Origin of the sequence: Curtobacterium sp. MCLR17_058 (genome assembly GCF_003234705.2) — a bacterium.
Classification (GTDB): domain Bacteria; phylum Actinomycetota; class Actinomycetes; order Actinomycetales; family Microbacteriaceae; genus Curtobacterium; species Curtobacterium flaccumfaciens.
In genome coordinates this window covers 1804031-1815943 of record NZ_CP126262.1, presented here as the reverse complement: position 1 = coordinate 1815943, position 11913 = coordinate 1804031, and the positions used below count along the sequence as shown (strand labels likewise).

At 71.3% G+C, this 11913-nt stretch carries 14 protein-coding genes; 5 read left to right on the top strand and 9 right to left on the bottom strand.

The window, feature by feature from the left end:
* Window positions 1-4 precede the first annotated feature (4 nt).
* From fliF to DEJ11_RS08545, 9 genes are all read right to left on the bottom strand, one after another.
* Window positions 5-1675: a flagellar basal-body MS-ring/collar protein FliF gene (gene fliF / locus DEJ11_RS08585; RefSeq protein ID WP_111103774.1), complete on the bottom strand. Its 1671-nt coding sequence runs from the start codon at window positions 1673-1675 to the stop codon at window positions 5-7.
* A complete protein-coding gene (gene fliE, locus DEJ11_RS08580) occupies window positions 1675-2016 on the bottom strand; it encodes a flagellar hook-basal body complex protein FliE (RefSeq protein WP_027465513.1) in 342 nt (113 codons plus the stop codon). Before fliE ends, fliF begins: the two co-directional genes overlap by 1 nt.
* Complete coding sequence (locus DEJ11_RS08575; RefSeq protein ID WP_017886136.1) at window positions 2016-2411, bottom strand: flagellar basal body rod protein FlgC; 396 nt, start codon at window positions 2409-2411, stop codon at window positions 2016-2018. Before DEJ11_RS08575 ends, fliE begins: the two co-directional genes overlap by 1 nt.
* Window positions 2408-2752, bottom strand: a complete 345-nt coding sequence (locus DEJ11_RS08570; protein ID WP_017886135.1) for a flagellar basal body protein — start codon at window positions 2750-2752, stop codon at window positions 2408-2410. The genes DEJ11_RS08575 and DEJ11_RS08570 overlap by 4 nt, the downstream gene beginning before the upstream one ends.
* Window positions 2753-2990: 238 nt before the next feature.
* Window positions 2991-3317, bottom strand: a complete 327-nt coding sequence (locus tag DEJ11_RS08565; RefSeq protein ID WP_071403928.1) for a hypothetical protein — start codon at window positions 3315-3317, stop codon at window positions 2991-2993.
* Window positions 3307-3780, bottom strand: coding sequence for a flagellar export chaperone FliS (gene fliS / locus DEJ11_RS08560; protein WP_111039524.1), 474 nt, complete (start codon window positions 3778-3780; stop codon window positions 3307-3309). The genes DEJ11_RS08565 and fliS overlap by 11 nt, the downstream gene beginning before the upstream one ends.
* An 11-nt stretch (window positions 3781-3791) precedes the next feature.
* Window positions 3792-5180, bottom strand: coding sequence for a flagellar filament capping protein FliD (gene fliD, locus DEJ11_RS08555; RefSeq protein ID WP_258375427.1), 1389 nt, complete (start codon window positions 5178-5180; stop codon window positions 3792-3794).
* A gap of 106 nt (window positions 5181-5286) precedes the next feature.
* Window positions 5287-6126, bottom strand: a complete 840-nt coding sequence (locus DEJ11_RS08550) for a flagellin N-terminal helical domain-containing protein (protein WP_071403929.1) — start codon at window positions 6124-6126, stop codon at window positions 5287-5289.
* A gap of 118 nt (window positions 6127-6244) precedes the next feature.
* On the bottom strand, window positions 6245-7060 hold the full coding sequence (locus DEJ11_RS08545) for a sigma-70 family RNA polymerase sigma factor (protein WP_111088081.1): 816 nt from the start codon (window positions 7058-7060) through the stop codon (window positions 6245-6247).
* A 443-nt stretch (window positions 7061-7503) separates the two neighbouring features.
* On the opposite strand from DEJ11_RS08545, the gene DEJ11_RS08540 reads away from it, so the two are divergent.
* The 5 genes from DEJ11_RS08540 (at window position 7504) to DEJ11_RS08520 (ending at window position 11899) form a co-directional block, all read left to right on the top strand.
* Entirely contained in the window at window positions 7504-7989 is a 486-nt protein-coding gene (locus DEJ11_RS08540; RefSeq protein WP_071403931.1) for a flagellar protein FlgN, read from the top strand.
* A 4-nt stretch (window positions 7990-7993) separates the two neighbouring features.
* Window positions 7994-9415 carry a flagellar hook-associated protein FlgK gene (flgK, locus tag DEJ11_RS08535; protein WP_111103776.1) on the top strand — a complete coding sequence of 474 codons (1422 nt, stop codon included), beginning with the start codon at window positions 7994-7996 and terminating at the stop codon, window positions 9413-9415.
* 2 nt (window positions 9416-9417) lie between these two features.
* Complete coding sequence (flgL, locus tag DEJ11_RS08530; protein WP_111103778.1) at window positions 9418-10299, top strand: flagellar hook-associated protein FlgL; 882 nt, start codon at window positions 9418-9420, stop codon at window positions 10297-10299.
* Entirely contained in the window at window positions 10296-10664 is a 369-nt protein-coding gene (gene fliW / locus DEJ11_RS08525; RefSeq protein WP_027465503.1) for a flagellar assembly protein FliW, read from the top strand. Before flgL ends, fliW begins: the two co-directional genes overlap by 4 nt.
* A 272-nt stretch (window positions 10665-10936) precedes the next feature.
* Window positions 10937-11899 carry a putative endonuclease domain-containing protein gene (locus DEJ11_RS08520; protein WP_111103780.1) on the top strand — a complete coding sequence of 321 codons (963 nt, stop codon included), beginning with the start codon at window positions 10937-10939 and terminating at the stop codon, window positions 11897-11899.
* Window positions 11900-11913 lie beyond the last annotated feature (14 nt).

Sequence of the window (11913 nt, the reverse complement as noted above, 5' to 3'; positions counted from 1 at the left end):
GCGCTCACACCGGTGCCCGGTCGTCCAGGAGCCCGCGCAGGAGCTCGGCGGTGCGCTTCGGGTCACGCTCGGCCAGGGCGGAGATGTCCTGACGGCGGCGCTCGGCGGTGATCTCCTCGGTCGTGAGCACCTCGGTGGGGGCGTCGCCGGCGGGCATCGCCGACAGCACGGCGGTCGGCGCGTCGCCGGCACCGAGCGTCGCCCGGTCGTCGACGCCGTCCATCGCGAGGGGCAGCTGGAACGTCTCGCCGGCGAAGGCGTCGAGCTCGCCGAGGTCGACGGCCTCGCGCTCCTGCTTCCGGTTGCGGCGGGCGACGAAGAACATGATCGCGATGACGGCGAGGACGATGCCGATCACGATGCCGGCGGTGCGGATCGACGACCACAGTGCTTCCTGCTGGTCGGCCTTCTGCTGGGCTTCCAGGGCCTTGGCGGCCTGGTCGGAGGCGCTCGTGTCGAAGTCCATCATCGCGACCTTGACCTGGTCGCCACGGTCCTGGTCGACCCCGGCGGCGGCGGACACCAGGTCGTTGATGCTCTGCAGGTTCGCGTTCTGCACGGCGTCGGCCTTCGAGTTCAGCGCGACCGAGATGGTCTGCCGGTCGAGCCCGCCCGAGGGGATCTGCGTGGTCTCGGTGGTGTGGTCGACGGCGTTGTTCTTCGTCGCCGACTCGTTCTTGTACCCGTCGTCGCCGGTGCCGCTCGTCGCGGTGCCGTTCGGGACGGCGATGTTGTCCGGACCGAGGACCCCGGTCGCGCCGCTCCCCGCGCCGGAGCCGGCGCCGTACTCCTCGGTGGTGCTCGACTCGTTCAGTGCGACCGGACCCGAGGTCGGGCTCGTGTAGCTCTCGGACGTCCGGGTGCCGGACTCCTGGTTCATCGTGCCGGAGACCACGACGGTCGCGTTGCCGACGCCGAGCGTCGTGTCGAGCAGGTCCTGGATCTTCTTGCTCGTCGCCGCGTCGTAGTCTGCGGCCTGGTCCGCGCCGCTGCCGGTCGCACCGGTGCCGACGGCGGACAGGGTCTGGCCCTTCGCGTCGACGACCGAGACGTCGGTGGGCTGCATGCCCTCGACCGAGGCGCTCGTCAGGTGCACGATGGCCTGCACCTGGTCGGTGCTCAGCTGCGTGCCGTTGTCGGTCGCGATGAACACCGATGCGGTCGGGTCCTTCTCCTCGGAGACGAACACCGACTTCTCCGGGATCGCGAGCTGCACGGTGGCGGTCTGCACGCCGTCCATCGCACCGATGGTCTTGGCGAGCTCGCCCTCCATCGCACGCTTGTAGGTGACGTCCTGCTGGAACTCCGAGCTCGTCACGCCCATCTTGTCGAGCAGCGAGTAGCCGCCCTCGTTCGACGACGGCAGGCCGTTCGACGCCGCCTTGAGCCGCTCCGAGTAGACCTGCGCCTGCGGCACGAGGATCGTCGCGCCGCCGTCGGTGAGCTGGAACGGCACACCGTCGGTCTGCAGCTGGTCCGTGATGGAGCTCGCGTCGGCCGCGGCGAGCCCGGTGAAGAGCGGCGCGTAGGACGCCTTGCCGAGCCAGGACGCGAGGGCGATCCCACCGAGCACGAGCGCCGCGATCGCCAGGATCGCGATGGTGCGCTGGGCGGCGGAGAAGCCCTTCACGTAGGCGCTGAGGCGCGCGAAGACGTTCTTGACGGCGACGGGCATCAGGCCTGCATCCTCATGATCTCGTTGAAGGCGTCGACGCCCTTGTTGCGGACGGCGGAGACGAGCTCGAGCGTGACCTGCGCGCGGGTGGCGGCGATCGTGGCGTCGTGGATGTCGTCGAGGTTGCCGGTCACGGCCTTGAGCGCGAGGGTCTTCGAGTCGCTCTGCAGCGACTGGAGCCCGTCGACGGCGTTGCCGAGGCTCGCGGCGAACCCGCTGCCGTCGGTCGTCGCGCCGGCGGCACCGGTGGCGTTCGTGCTGTCGCTGGACGTCCCCGACACACTGGTCAGTGCGTTCGTCATCGCGTTGGTGGTCACACCGTTCACGGCGTCGATGGGCATCAGTTCTTCCCGATCTGCAGTGCCGCCTCGTAGGCGGTCTTGGCACGGTCGACCACGGCGGCGTTCGCCTGGTAGCCGCGCTGGGCCATGATGAGGTCCGCCATCTGCGTGCCGAGGTCGATGTCGGGCATGCGGACGTAGCCCTCCTCGTTCGCGAGCGGGTTGTCCGGGTCGTAGGTCACCCGGCCGGCGGCGCTGCCGAACGCAGCGCCCTTGACGTAGGCGCCGGAGACGCCGGCACCCTCCTGCACCTCGACGTAGCGCGCCTGGAACGCGGTGTCGTCCATCGACTTCACGGTGTTCGCGTTGGCGATGTTGTCCGAGACGGCGTCGAGCCACTTCCGGTGCACGGTCAGGCCGGTGCTCGCGATGCCGATCGCGTCGAAGGTCGTCACGAGTTCGTCCGCATCGCCGCACGGACGCTGGTGAGCTCGGAGTTCATCGCCTGCGTGGCGAACTGGTACCGCAGCACGGTGTCGATGTTCGACAGCGTCTCCTCGTCGAGGTTGACGTTGTTGCCGTTCGTGTTCGTCGGCTCGAGGCTGCGCGCCATCGTCGGCGTGGTGGCGCCGTCGCCGTCCACGATCGACTTCGCCAGGGCGTCCTCGAACTGCACCTTCTCGGCGTGGTAGTTCGTCGTGTTGATGTTCGCGATGTTGTTCGCGATCACCTTCTGGCGCATCGACAGGCCGTCGAGTGCGCTCTGCAGCGCGACGCTCGTCACGGAATCGAACACGGGGGTCCCCTCGTCAGGCGTCGTCGGTGCGACGTCGCCGTGCGGTGGTGGCCGATCCCTGGCCGAACTGGTGAGCGATCCGTGCTCGAGTGGCGCTATCGGAGCCCGTCGTCCGCCGCGTTAGGCGTCGCCCCGAACGGGGGGCGGTGGGGGCTGTGGGCGGCGGAGCACCCGAGATGCGACAGAGCACCCGTCGATCGACGGGTGCTCTGTCGCAGAACTGGTGCGGGGGCGCGGGTCAGGCGGAAGCGTCGAGGTACACGGAGCCACGGGGCTCGCGCGTGGCATCGACGGCGCGCAGGGCACCGAGGTGCTCCAGCGTCGAGCGGCGGTCCGCCTCGAGCACCGTCATGCGGTCCCGCTGCGCAGCGAGCAGCCGGGAGGCCCGTCCCACCAGGTCCCGCGGCAGCGGTCCCAGCCCGGCCGGCTCCGACCACCCGGCCACGGCCGTGGAGTCGGCCGCCTGCCCGGCCGCGTCGTGCTCCAGGGACGTGAGCAGGGCCTCCCATGCGGCTCGTCCGTCGGACGGCTCAGGCGACAGCTCTGCGGACGGCTCAGGCGACACCGAGGGCTCCCCCGGTCGGCTGCTGCGTGGCGGGCGTCGCGGGCAGCGACGCGGCTGCCTCGTGCCACGACTGACGCAGCGGCTCGAGGATCCGGATGCAGTCGCGGGTGGCCTGCACGTCGCGGTGCACGTTCGCCGTGATGAGCGACGTGGAGGCGTAGTTGTAGACGGCGAGCAGGCCCTCGCCGCCGTCCCAGACGTCGATCCGGAGGGTGCTCGAGAGCTCGCCGACGATCGCCTGGGCGTGCAGGAGCTGCTCGCGGGCCGTCTCCCAGTCGGCGGCGACCTGCGCGGCCTCGGCACGGTGCAGGTCGAGCAGCAGCCGGTCGTAGAGCATCGTCACGAGCTGGGCCGGCGTCGCCGACAGCACGGCCTCGTTCGTGTACTGGGCACGACGCTGGTCGGTGACGGTGCGCGGCTGGGCGGCCTGGCGGAAGGCGGCTGCCTGGAAGTCGAAGGTCATGGTCGTTCCCGTCAGCTCGACGTCGAAGCGAGCTGGCTGGCGAGCCAGCTCGACTGCGACTGGAGCTTGCTGAGGCTGGTCTCGAGGGATGAGTAGAGGGTCTGCAGCGAGGCCCGGCGCATCGCCAGCCGGTCGGTCCAGCTGTCGATCTGGGTGGTGAGGTCCTTGGCGACGGCCTGCTGCCCCGTGATGGACGTGGTGACCGAGCCGTCGTACTTGTCGGACGCGGCGGTGGCCGCGGCGCCGACGTTCGCGGCGACCCCGGAGAGCATCGCCTGGGTGGCCTTCGGGTCGGTGGCGAGGGCCTTCTGGAAGACCTCGGGGTCGAAGGTGAACGTGCCGTCCTTCGTGATCACGATGCCGATCGTCGACGGGGACTTGCCGTCGACCGGGGCGGACATCGTGCTCGTGAGCCGCTGCACGGCGTCGCGGGACGCACCGTCGCCGAGCAGGACACCGGCCTTCGTCGTCGTGGTGCCGGACGTCGCGCTGGTCGAGCTCGACACCGCGGTGTTCGTCTTGTAGTAGGCCGCGATCGCGTTCATCGCGTCGACGAGCCCGGAGGCGACGGACTGCGCCTTGGTGGTGTCCTGCGCGACCGTCACGGTGACGGGCTCGGTGGTGGCCTTCGAGACGGTGACGTCGACCCCGGGGACGAGACCGGTGAAGGTGTTCGTGGCGCTCGTGACCGTCTGCGCGGCGGCGGTGCCGGCCCAGAGGGTGACGCTGGCGTCGGTCGCCGCGGTGACGACGGCGGCACCGGTCTCGGTGAGGACGTTCGTCGCGGTGCCCGCTGCCACGTCGTCGGCGCCGCCCCGGTACACCTGGAACCCGCCGGCCGCCCCGGTCTTGGCGGACGTGAGCTGCAGGCGGTAGAGCTTGGTGCCGTCGGCGTCGGTGCCGGCGGAGACCTTCGTCGCGGTGACGCCCGCACCGGACTTGTTCAGGGCGGACACGGCGTCGTCGAGCGAGCCGGACGCCGGCGTCACGGTGGTGGACTTCCCGTCCGTGCCGACGATCGTGATCGGCTGCGCACCGGCCGACCACGTCGACATCGCGGCCGTGACCCCGACCTGGGCCGAGGCGGTCGATCCGACGGTGAAGCTGATCGAGCCCGCGGTCGCTCCGGTACCGGTGACGGCGGTGACGCTCGGCGCGGTGCTCGTCGCGGCGAAGAGGTCGAGCGACGAGGCCTTCGCGGCGTCCGCGGCCTTCGTGGCGAGCCCCTGGATCAACCCGTTGAGCGTCTGCAGTGACGAGATGAACGAGTTGGTGGTGGTGAGCTTGTTCTTGAGCAGGGTCTGCGGGACCCCCTCGACGCTCATCAGCGAGTTGATGAGGTCGGTCGTCTTGAGACCGCTGACCAGACCGTCGATCGCGAGGCTGGTGCTCGATGACACGGACGAGGACATCGTCGACACTCCCTGGCGTCGTGGAGGTGGTCAGGACGGCGGCGTCCGTCCTCCGGGGCACCCGATCGGGCCCGGAGGACGGACGTCGTGATGGCTAGCGCAGGAGCGAGAGCACGCCCTGGGTGCTCTGGTTCGCCTGCGCGAGCATCGAGGTGCCGGCCTGGCTGAGGATGTTGTCGCGCGTGTACTTGACCATCTCCTCTGCCATGTCGACGTCGGTGATGCGCGAGGAGGCAGCGGTGAGGTTCTCCTTGGCCACGTTCGTCACGTTGATGGCGTGGTCGAAGCGGTTCTGGACTGCACCGATGCTCGAACGGGCCGCGGAGACGTACTTGATCTGCTCGTCGATCGCGGTGATGGCAGCCTGAGCGTTCGTCGCCGAGTCGAAGGTGAGCGCGCCGACCGCGGTCGACACGGACTCCACGTTCGACTTCGACAGGTCCACGTCGATCTGGCTCGCCGCGTCGCCGTTCGCGCCGACCTGGAACTTCAGGACGCCTGCGGCGCCGGCGGAGCCGTCGAGCAGGTTGATGCCGTTGAAGTTGGTCGACGCCGAGATGCGGGTGAGCTCCTTGGTGAGCTCGCCGACCTCGGTGGTGATCGCCGTGCGGGAGTCCGCGTTGTTCGAGTCGTTGCCGGCCTGGACGGCCAGGTCGCGCATGCGCTGGAGGATCGAGTGGGTCTCGGTGAGGCCACCTTCAGCGGTCTGCACGACGGAGATGCCGTCCTGCGCGTTGCGGGCGGCGACCGTGAGGCCACCGACCTGGGACTTCAGCCCCTCGGAGATCGTCAGACCGGACGCGTCGTCGGCAGCACGGTTGATGCGGAGGCCGCTCGAGAGCTTCTCGAGGGACTTCGACAGGTCGTTCTGCGTCGAGTTCAGGTTCCGGTACGTGTTGAGTGCCGAGAGGTTGGTGTTGATGGACATACCCATGGTGGTTTCCTCCGTGAATGTGGGTCGTGCGTCGGCCCGTCCGTGGGCTGACATGGATGACTCTCGACCGGTTGCCGGGAGTCGTTAGGGGATCGGCGGAGAAGTTTCCGCCGACGTCTCAACTCGCCGCGACGGCCGGTGCTGCTGCGGCGTCGTGCACCGCACGGGCGACACCGGCGGCGGCGTTCGTGGCGACACGGGCGAGGTAGGCGCTGCGGCGGGCCGCGGTGGTGCGGCTCGCGGGCTCGACGGTGGTGCCGTCGCCGTAGTGGGCGGCGAGACCGTCGTGGAGCAGGCGCATCGCCTCGGAGCGCTGCTGCGAGACGGCCGAGTGCGTGATGCCGAGCTCGGCGGCGACGTCGGTGACCGAGCGGTCGCCGAAGTAGACGGCCTCGACGATGAAGCGCATCCGCTCCGGCAGGGCCTCGACCGCGGCGCGGAGGTACCGGCGCTTCTCGGTCTCGAGCAGGTCGTCCCCGGGGAGCGGCAGGTCCGCGGCGACGAGGTCGTGCACGGTCTCGTCGAGCGGCGCGACCGTGCGGGCAGCGTCGCTCATCGCGTCGACGGCGGTCTGCTTGTCGACGCCCATGGCATCGGCGATCTCCTGCGCACCGACGCTTCGTCCGAGGCGCGCGGACAGGGCCTCCTGCGTGGCGAGGGTCTCGCGGATCCGCTTCCGGGTGCCGCGGGACGCCCAGTCGGCCGAGCGCATGTCGTCCGCCAGCGCGCCGGCGATCCGGGTGCGGGCGTAGGCGCCGAACGGCACGCCGAGGGTCGGGTCGAAGGCCTCGGCGGCTGCGACGAGTGCGAGGGACCCGACGGCGGCGAGGTCGTCGCGGTCCAGGTGCGTCGCCCGGGAGCGGACGTCGGCCACGATGTAGCCCACGAGCGGGAGGTGCTCCACGATCATCGCGTTGCGTTCGGTGCGGTCCATGCTGTTCCCCTGGTCGACCTGACGTGTGTCGGCTCACCCGTCCGTGGGCGCGACGGACGCCGGCCTCGGATGGCCGGTGCGTACGCCGAAGACCCGCCCGGGTCCCTCCGAGCGGTGCACCCCGCGTCGTTCCCGAGCGGTTCCGGGTGTCCCCCGGGGTGCGTTCTGAATGTATCGGCTGGCAATGCGCTGAACAGGTGCACAACCGTCCCCAGTGCGGGGGTGTCAGGCCCCGTTTCCGGTCGGCATTTGGGGGGACTCGGGGTCGGGAACGCTCGTTCTTGTCCCCCGACGGGGGTCATCGGGTCACAGCGTCGACGAGTACGGGTGACGGCACTCGGCCGCCGGGGCTTACGGTCGCGGTCACCGAGTCGATAGGTCCCGGTGTCCGCAGGATGACGGACCGGGGGCCACCCCGACGAACCACCACCTGGGAGGAGCTGATGAGCGTGAACGACCTGTCCGCCGTGCTCTGGCGCGAACGCGAGCTGCTCGAACTGCTCACCTTCAAGCTCGAGGAGGAGCAGCTCCTGCTCACCGCGGGCCGCTCCCGCTGGGTGTCGCACGCCAGCCGCGAGGTCGAGCAGGTCCTCGACCGGCTCCGCAGCACCGGTCTCGAACGCGCCGCACAGAGCGCCGAGGTCGCCGAGGAGTGGGGCGTCCCCGCCGACGCTCCCCTGCGCGACGTCGTCGCCGCGGCACCGAACGGGCCGTGGGGCGAGATCCTGTCGTCGCACCTCACCGCGATGGTCGAACTGACCACCCAGATCGGCGCCCTGCGCGACGAGAACGACCGGTTCCTCCGTGCCGCCGCCCAGGCCACCGAGGAGACCCTGGCGGGGACCGTCACCGGTGCCGCCACCTACGACGCCAGTGGCACGTCCGGCGCGGGCCAGGACGGCGCCCGCCTGTTCGAGGGGACGCTGTAGCACCGTGGTCAGCACCTTCGGATCCCTCGCGACCGCGTACTCGGGCCTCGCCGCCGCCCGTGCCGGCATCGACGTCACCGGCCAGAACATCGCGAACGCCGGCACCGCCGGGTACACGCGGCAGCGCGTCACGCAGAACTCGGTCCCCGCGACCCAGACCGGGTTCATGCGGGGCACCGCGGCCCTCGCCGGCCAGGGTGTCTCGGTCGACGGCATCGCCCGCCTGGCGTCCCTCACGCTCGACGCCGGCGTCCGCGTCGCCGCCGGTTCGTCCGCCTACGCCGACGCCCGCGCCACGGCGCTCTCCGCCCTCGAGACCGGGTTGCACGAGCCCGGCAAGGACGGCCTGAGCGCCAAGCTCGACGCGTTCTGGTCGTCCTGGAGCGAGCTCGCCAGCCACCCCGACGACCCGGGTGCCGCCAGCGCGGTGCTCGGGGCCGCCGGCACCGTCGTCTCCGCGCTGGCCGCCGGCTCGAAGGCCGTCGACGCGCAGTGGTCCTCGGTGCGCGGCACCCTGACCGGGCAGGTCGCCCAGCTGAACGGCGCCGCGGAGCAGGTCGCCGACCTGAACGGCCGGATCCGCACCGCGCTCGCCTCGGGCGGCACCGCCAACGAGCTGCTCGACCAGCGCGACCAGCTCACGCAGCAGATCGCCACGCTCGCCGGCGGCACCACCCGGACGAACGCCGACGGCACGGTCGACGTGCTCCTCGGCGGCAACCCGCTCGTGCAGGGCACCGACGCCCGCTCGGTCGCCCTCGGCGGCGGCGAGCGTCTCGCCGACGGCACCGCCGTCACCCTGACCTGGACCACCGGCACGGCCGGGGCCGTCGGGCTGAGCGGCGGCTCCATCGGCGGCGCCCTCGCGGTCCTCGCGCCGACGTCCGGCACCGGTACCGGCGGCGCACTCGCCGAGGCGTCCGCGTCCTACGACGCCGTGGCCACGCGACTCGCCACCACCGTGAACGCCCTGCACGCCGCCGGGACCACCCCGGCCGGCACCACCGGCGCACCCTTCTTCTCCCTGGCGGCCGGCGTCCCCGCCGCCCAAGCACTCGGCGTCGTCCCCACGGACGCCAGTGGACTGGCGACGCGGAACGCGGCGGGGGAACTCGACGACTCGTTCGCCGACGCGCTCGCGCGACTCGGGGCGTCGTCGGACGGTGCCGACCAGGTCTGGGCGACGTTCGTGGCGGGGGTGGGCACCGCCTCCAGGTCGGCGACGTCGGAATCCACGATGACCGGACTCGCGCTCACCAACGCACGCACCCAGCAGCAGTCGAGCGCCGGCGTCGACCTCGACGAGGAGAACGTCAACCTGCTGAGCTACCAGCACGCGTACCAGGGCGCGGCGCGCGTCCTGACCGCGGTCGACGAGATGCTCGACACCATCATCAACCGCGTCGGACTCGTCGGGAGGGGCTGATCGTGATCACCCGTGTGACCACCCAGATGTCGATGGCGGCCGCGTCGGCCCGGCTGCAGGCCGGGGCCGCGCGGGTCGCCGAGCTCACCGACCAGGCCACGACGCTGCGTGCGATCCAGAAGCCCTCGGACGACCCGGTCGGCACCGCTTCGTCGATGCAGGTGCGCAAGGAGCAGGCCGCTGCAGCGCAGTACTCGCGGAACGCGAACGACGCCGCGGCCTGGCTCGCGACCACCGACAGTGCGCTGTCGAGCGTCTACTCGGTGCTCAACAGCGTTCGCGACCTCACCGTGCAGGCCGCGAACTCCGGCACCATGAGCGACACGAACCGCGACGCGTTCGTCACGCAGTTCCGGTCGCTCAAGGCGGACCTCGAGGCGCGGGCCAACACCACCTACGGCACCCGCTCGGTGTTCGCGGGATCGTCGACCGCCGCTGCTGCCTACGACCCGGCCACGGGCTGGGCGGCCGCCGGCACCGACGTGTCCCGGCGGATCGGTGACGGCACGACCGTGCGCGTCGACACCGCCGGCACCGCGGTCTTCGGGGCCGGCGACGACTCGGTGTTCGCGGTGATCGACTCCATCGTCAACGACCTGCAGAACGGGGTGAACGTGAACGCTCGGATCAACGACGTGGACGGCGCACTCGGGACCGTCCGCGGCGCCCAGGCCGACGTCGGCATCCGGCACGCCGCCGCGCTCACGGCGCAGGACTCGCTGAAGTCCGCGACCGTCTCGCTCGAGAGCCGTCGCGCCGACATCGAGGACGTCGACCTCGCGAAGGCCGTCCTCGACCTGCAGGTGCAGCAGACCAACTACCAGGCAGCCCTCGCCGTCACCGCGAAGGTCCTGCAGCCGACCCTGATGGACTACCTCCGATGAGCATCTCCCTGACCTTCGCCGTCCCGCCGTTCGGGCTCGCCCCCGCCGCGGCCTTCGAGCTGTCGCCGGTCGACGGCGCCGAGGGGCTGTTCACGCTCGTCGGCGACGACGCGCGGCTGTTCCTGCTCGACGCCGCGGTGCACCTGCCGTCGTACGCGCCGGAGCTCACCGACGAGCAGGCTGCCGGGCTCGGGCTGACCGACCCCGCCGACGCGATGCTGCTGGTGGTCGCGAACCCCGGGGCGTCCGGCACCACGGTCAACCTGCTCGCGCCGATCGTCGTGAACGCCCGGACGGCCGTGGGTGCGCAGGTCATCCTCGAGGAGCAGGACCTGCCGCTGCGGGCGGAGCTCGCGCGGGTGTAGCGCGGGGCGCGGCTGCTTCGCACCCGTTCTTCGGGCTTCGGGCTGGTCGACGCGGAACGACACTGTCGACGTCGTACGACATCGGTGCTGTCGCACCCCCGCGCCTGCAACTGTTGCGCACGCGTGACAGCGACAGAGTCGCCGTCGTACGACATCGACATCGTCGCAAGTTGCGTCCGCCTCATCCCTCCACAGCCTGGAGGCCCGGCTCGTCATCCACAGATCGGCCCACCGCCGCCCCGTGGTCGGGCCCGGCGATCGATGGTTGATCCATGGACGACCGCGCACGCACCATCCCCCTCATCCGCACGACCGGCAAGCCCAGCGCCGAACGCCGGGCCCTGCAACGCCGCGTCCGTCGGGGGGAGTTGATCGCGGTCCGTCCCGGGGTCCTGGTCTCCCCGTCGTCGGTCATGGGACTCCGGCCCGAGGACCACCTGTTGCTCCTGGTGCGCGCGACCGCGCCGATGGTCCACGCGCCGAGGGCGTTCGCGCGCTCCGCAGCGGCCGCCGTGCACGGACTGCCCTTCGTCCATGCCCCTCCGTCGAAACTCGACGTCGTCGATCCGCGCCGCGAACGCTCCGACACGTCCGCACACCTCCGGCTCCACCCCGGACCGCTCGTCCACGCGCCGACGACGGACTCACGGTGGGCCGGCCTGCCCGCGACCACCCCCGCCGACATCGACGGAGCGCCAGTCACGTCGTTGGCACGGACCCTCGTCGACATCGCGGGGTCCTCCACCCTCGAGTTCGCACTGCCGATGATCGACCAGGCGCTCCACGACCGGCGTCTCCTGCCCGAGACCCTGCTCGACGAACTCGCCACGACGGCACCCAAGGGCCACGACAAGGCGGGGATCGCGGTGGGGATGGGGTCGGCGCTGTCGGGTTCACCCGCGGAGTCGGTGTGCCGGGTGCGGTTCCGGGAGCTCGGGGTGCCGGACCCGGTGCAGCAGCACGTGTTCGCCCGGGCCGGATCGGCCACGGCGATCGTGGACTTCTGGTTCCCGGACCAGGGCGTCGTGGTCGAGGTCGACGGCCGCGCGAAGTACGAGGACCCGGTGCTGCTCGACGGGCGCTCCACCGCGGACGCGCACTGGCGCGAGAAGCGGCGTGAGGACTTCATCCGGTCGTTCCCCGAGGTCCGCGCGGTCGTGCGGCTCTCGTGGGCCGACCTGATGCAGCCCGACCGGGTGCGGGCTGCCCTGCGGCGTGCGGGTGTCCCGTGCTGAGGCTGCGTGTTCGA

What these genes read in the sequence shown, in the direction of transcription:
- fliF (WP_111103774.1), bottom strand. Translation starts at nt 1,675, where the DNA reads ATGCCCGTCGCCGTCAAGAACGTCTTCGCGCGCCTCAGCGCCTACGTG.
- fliE (WP_027465513.1), bottom strand. Translation starts at nt 2,016, where the DNA reads ATGCCCATCGACGCCGTGAACGGTGTGACCACCAACGCGATGACGAAC.
- fliS (WP_111039524.1), bottom strand. Translation starts at nt 3,780, where the DNA reads ATGACCTTCGACTTCCAGGCAGCCGCCTTCCGCCAGGCCGCCCAGCCG.
- DEJ11_RS08550 (WP_071403929.1), bottom strand. Translation starts at nt 6,126, where the DNA reads ATGGGTATGTCCATCAACACCAACCTCTCGGCACTCAACACGTACCGG.
- DEJ11_RS08545 (WP_111088081.1), bottom strand. Translation starts at nt 7,060, where the DNA reads ATGGACCGCACCGAACGCAACGCGATGATCGTGGAGCACCTCCCGCTC.
- DEJ11_RS08540 (WP_071403931.1), top strand. Translation starts at nt 7,504, where the DNA reads ATGAGCGTGAACGACCTGTCCGCCGTGCTCTGGCGCGAACGCGAGCTG.
- fliW (WP_027465503.1), top strand. Translation starts at nt 10,296, where the DNA reads ATGAGCATCTCCCTGACCTTCGCCGTCCCGCCGTTCGGGCTCGCCCCC.
- DEJ11_RS08520 (WP_111103780.1), top strand. Translation starts at nt 10,937, where the DNA reads ATGGACGACCGCGCACGCACCATCCCCCTCATCCGCACGACCGGCAAG.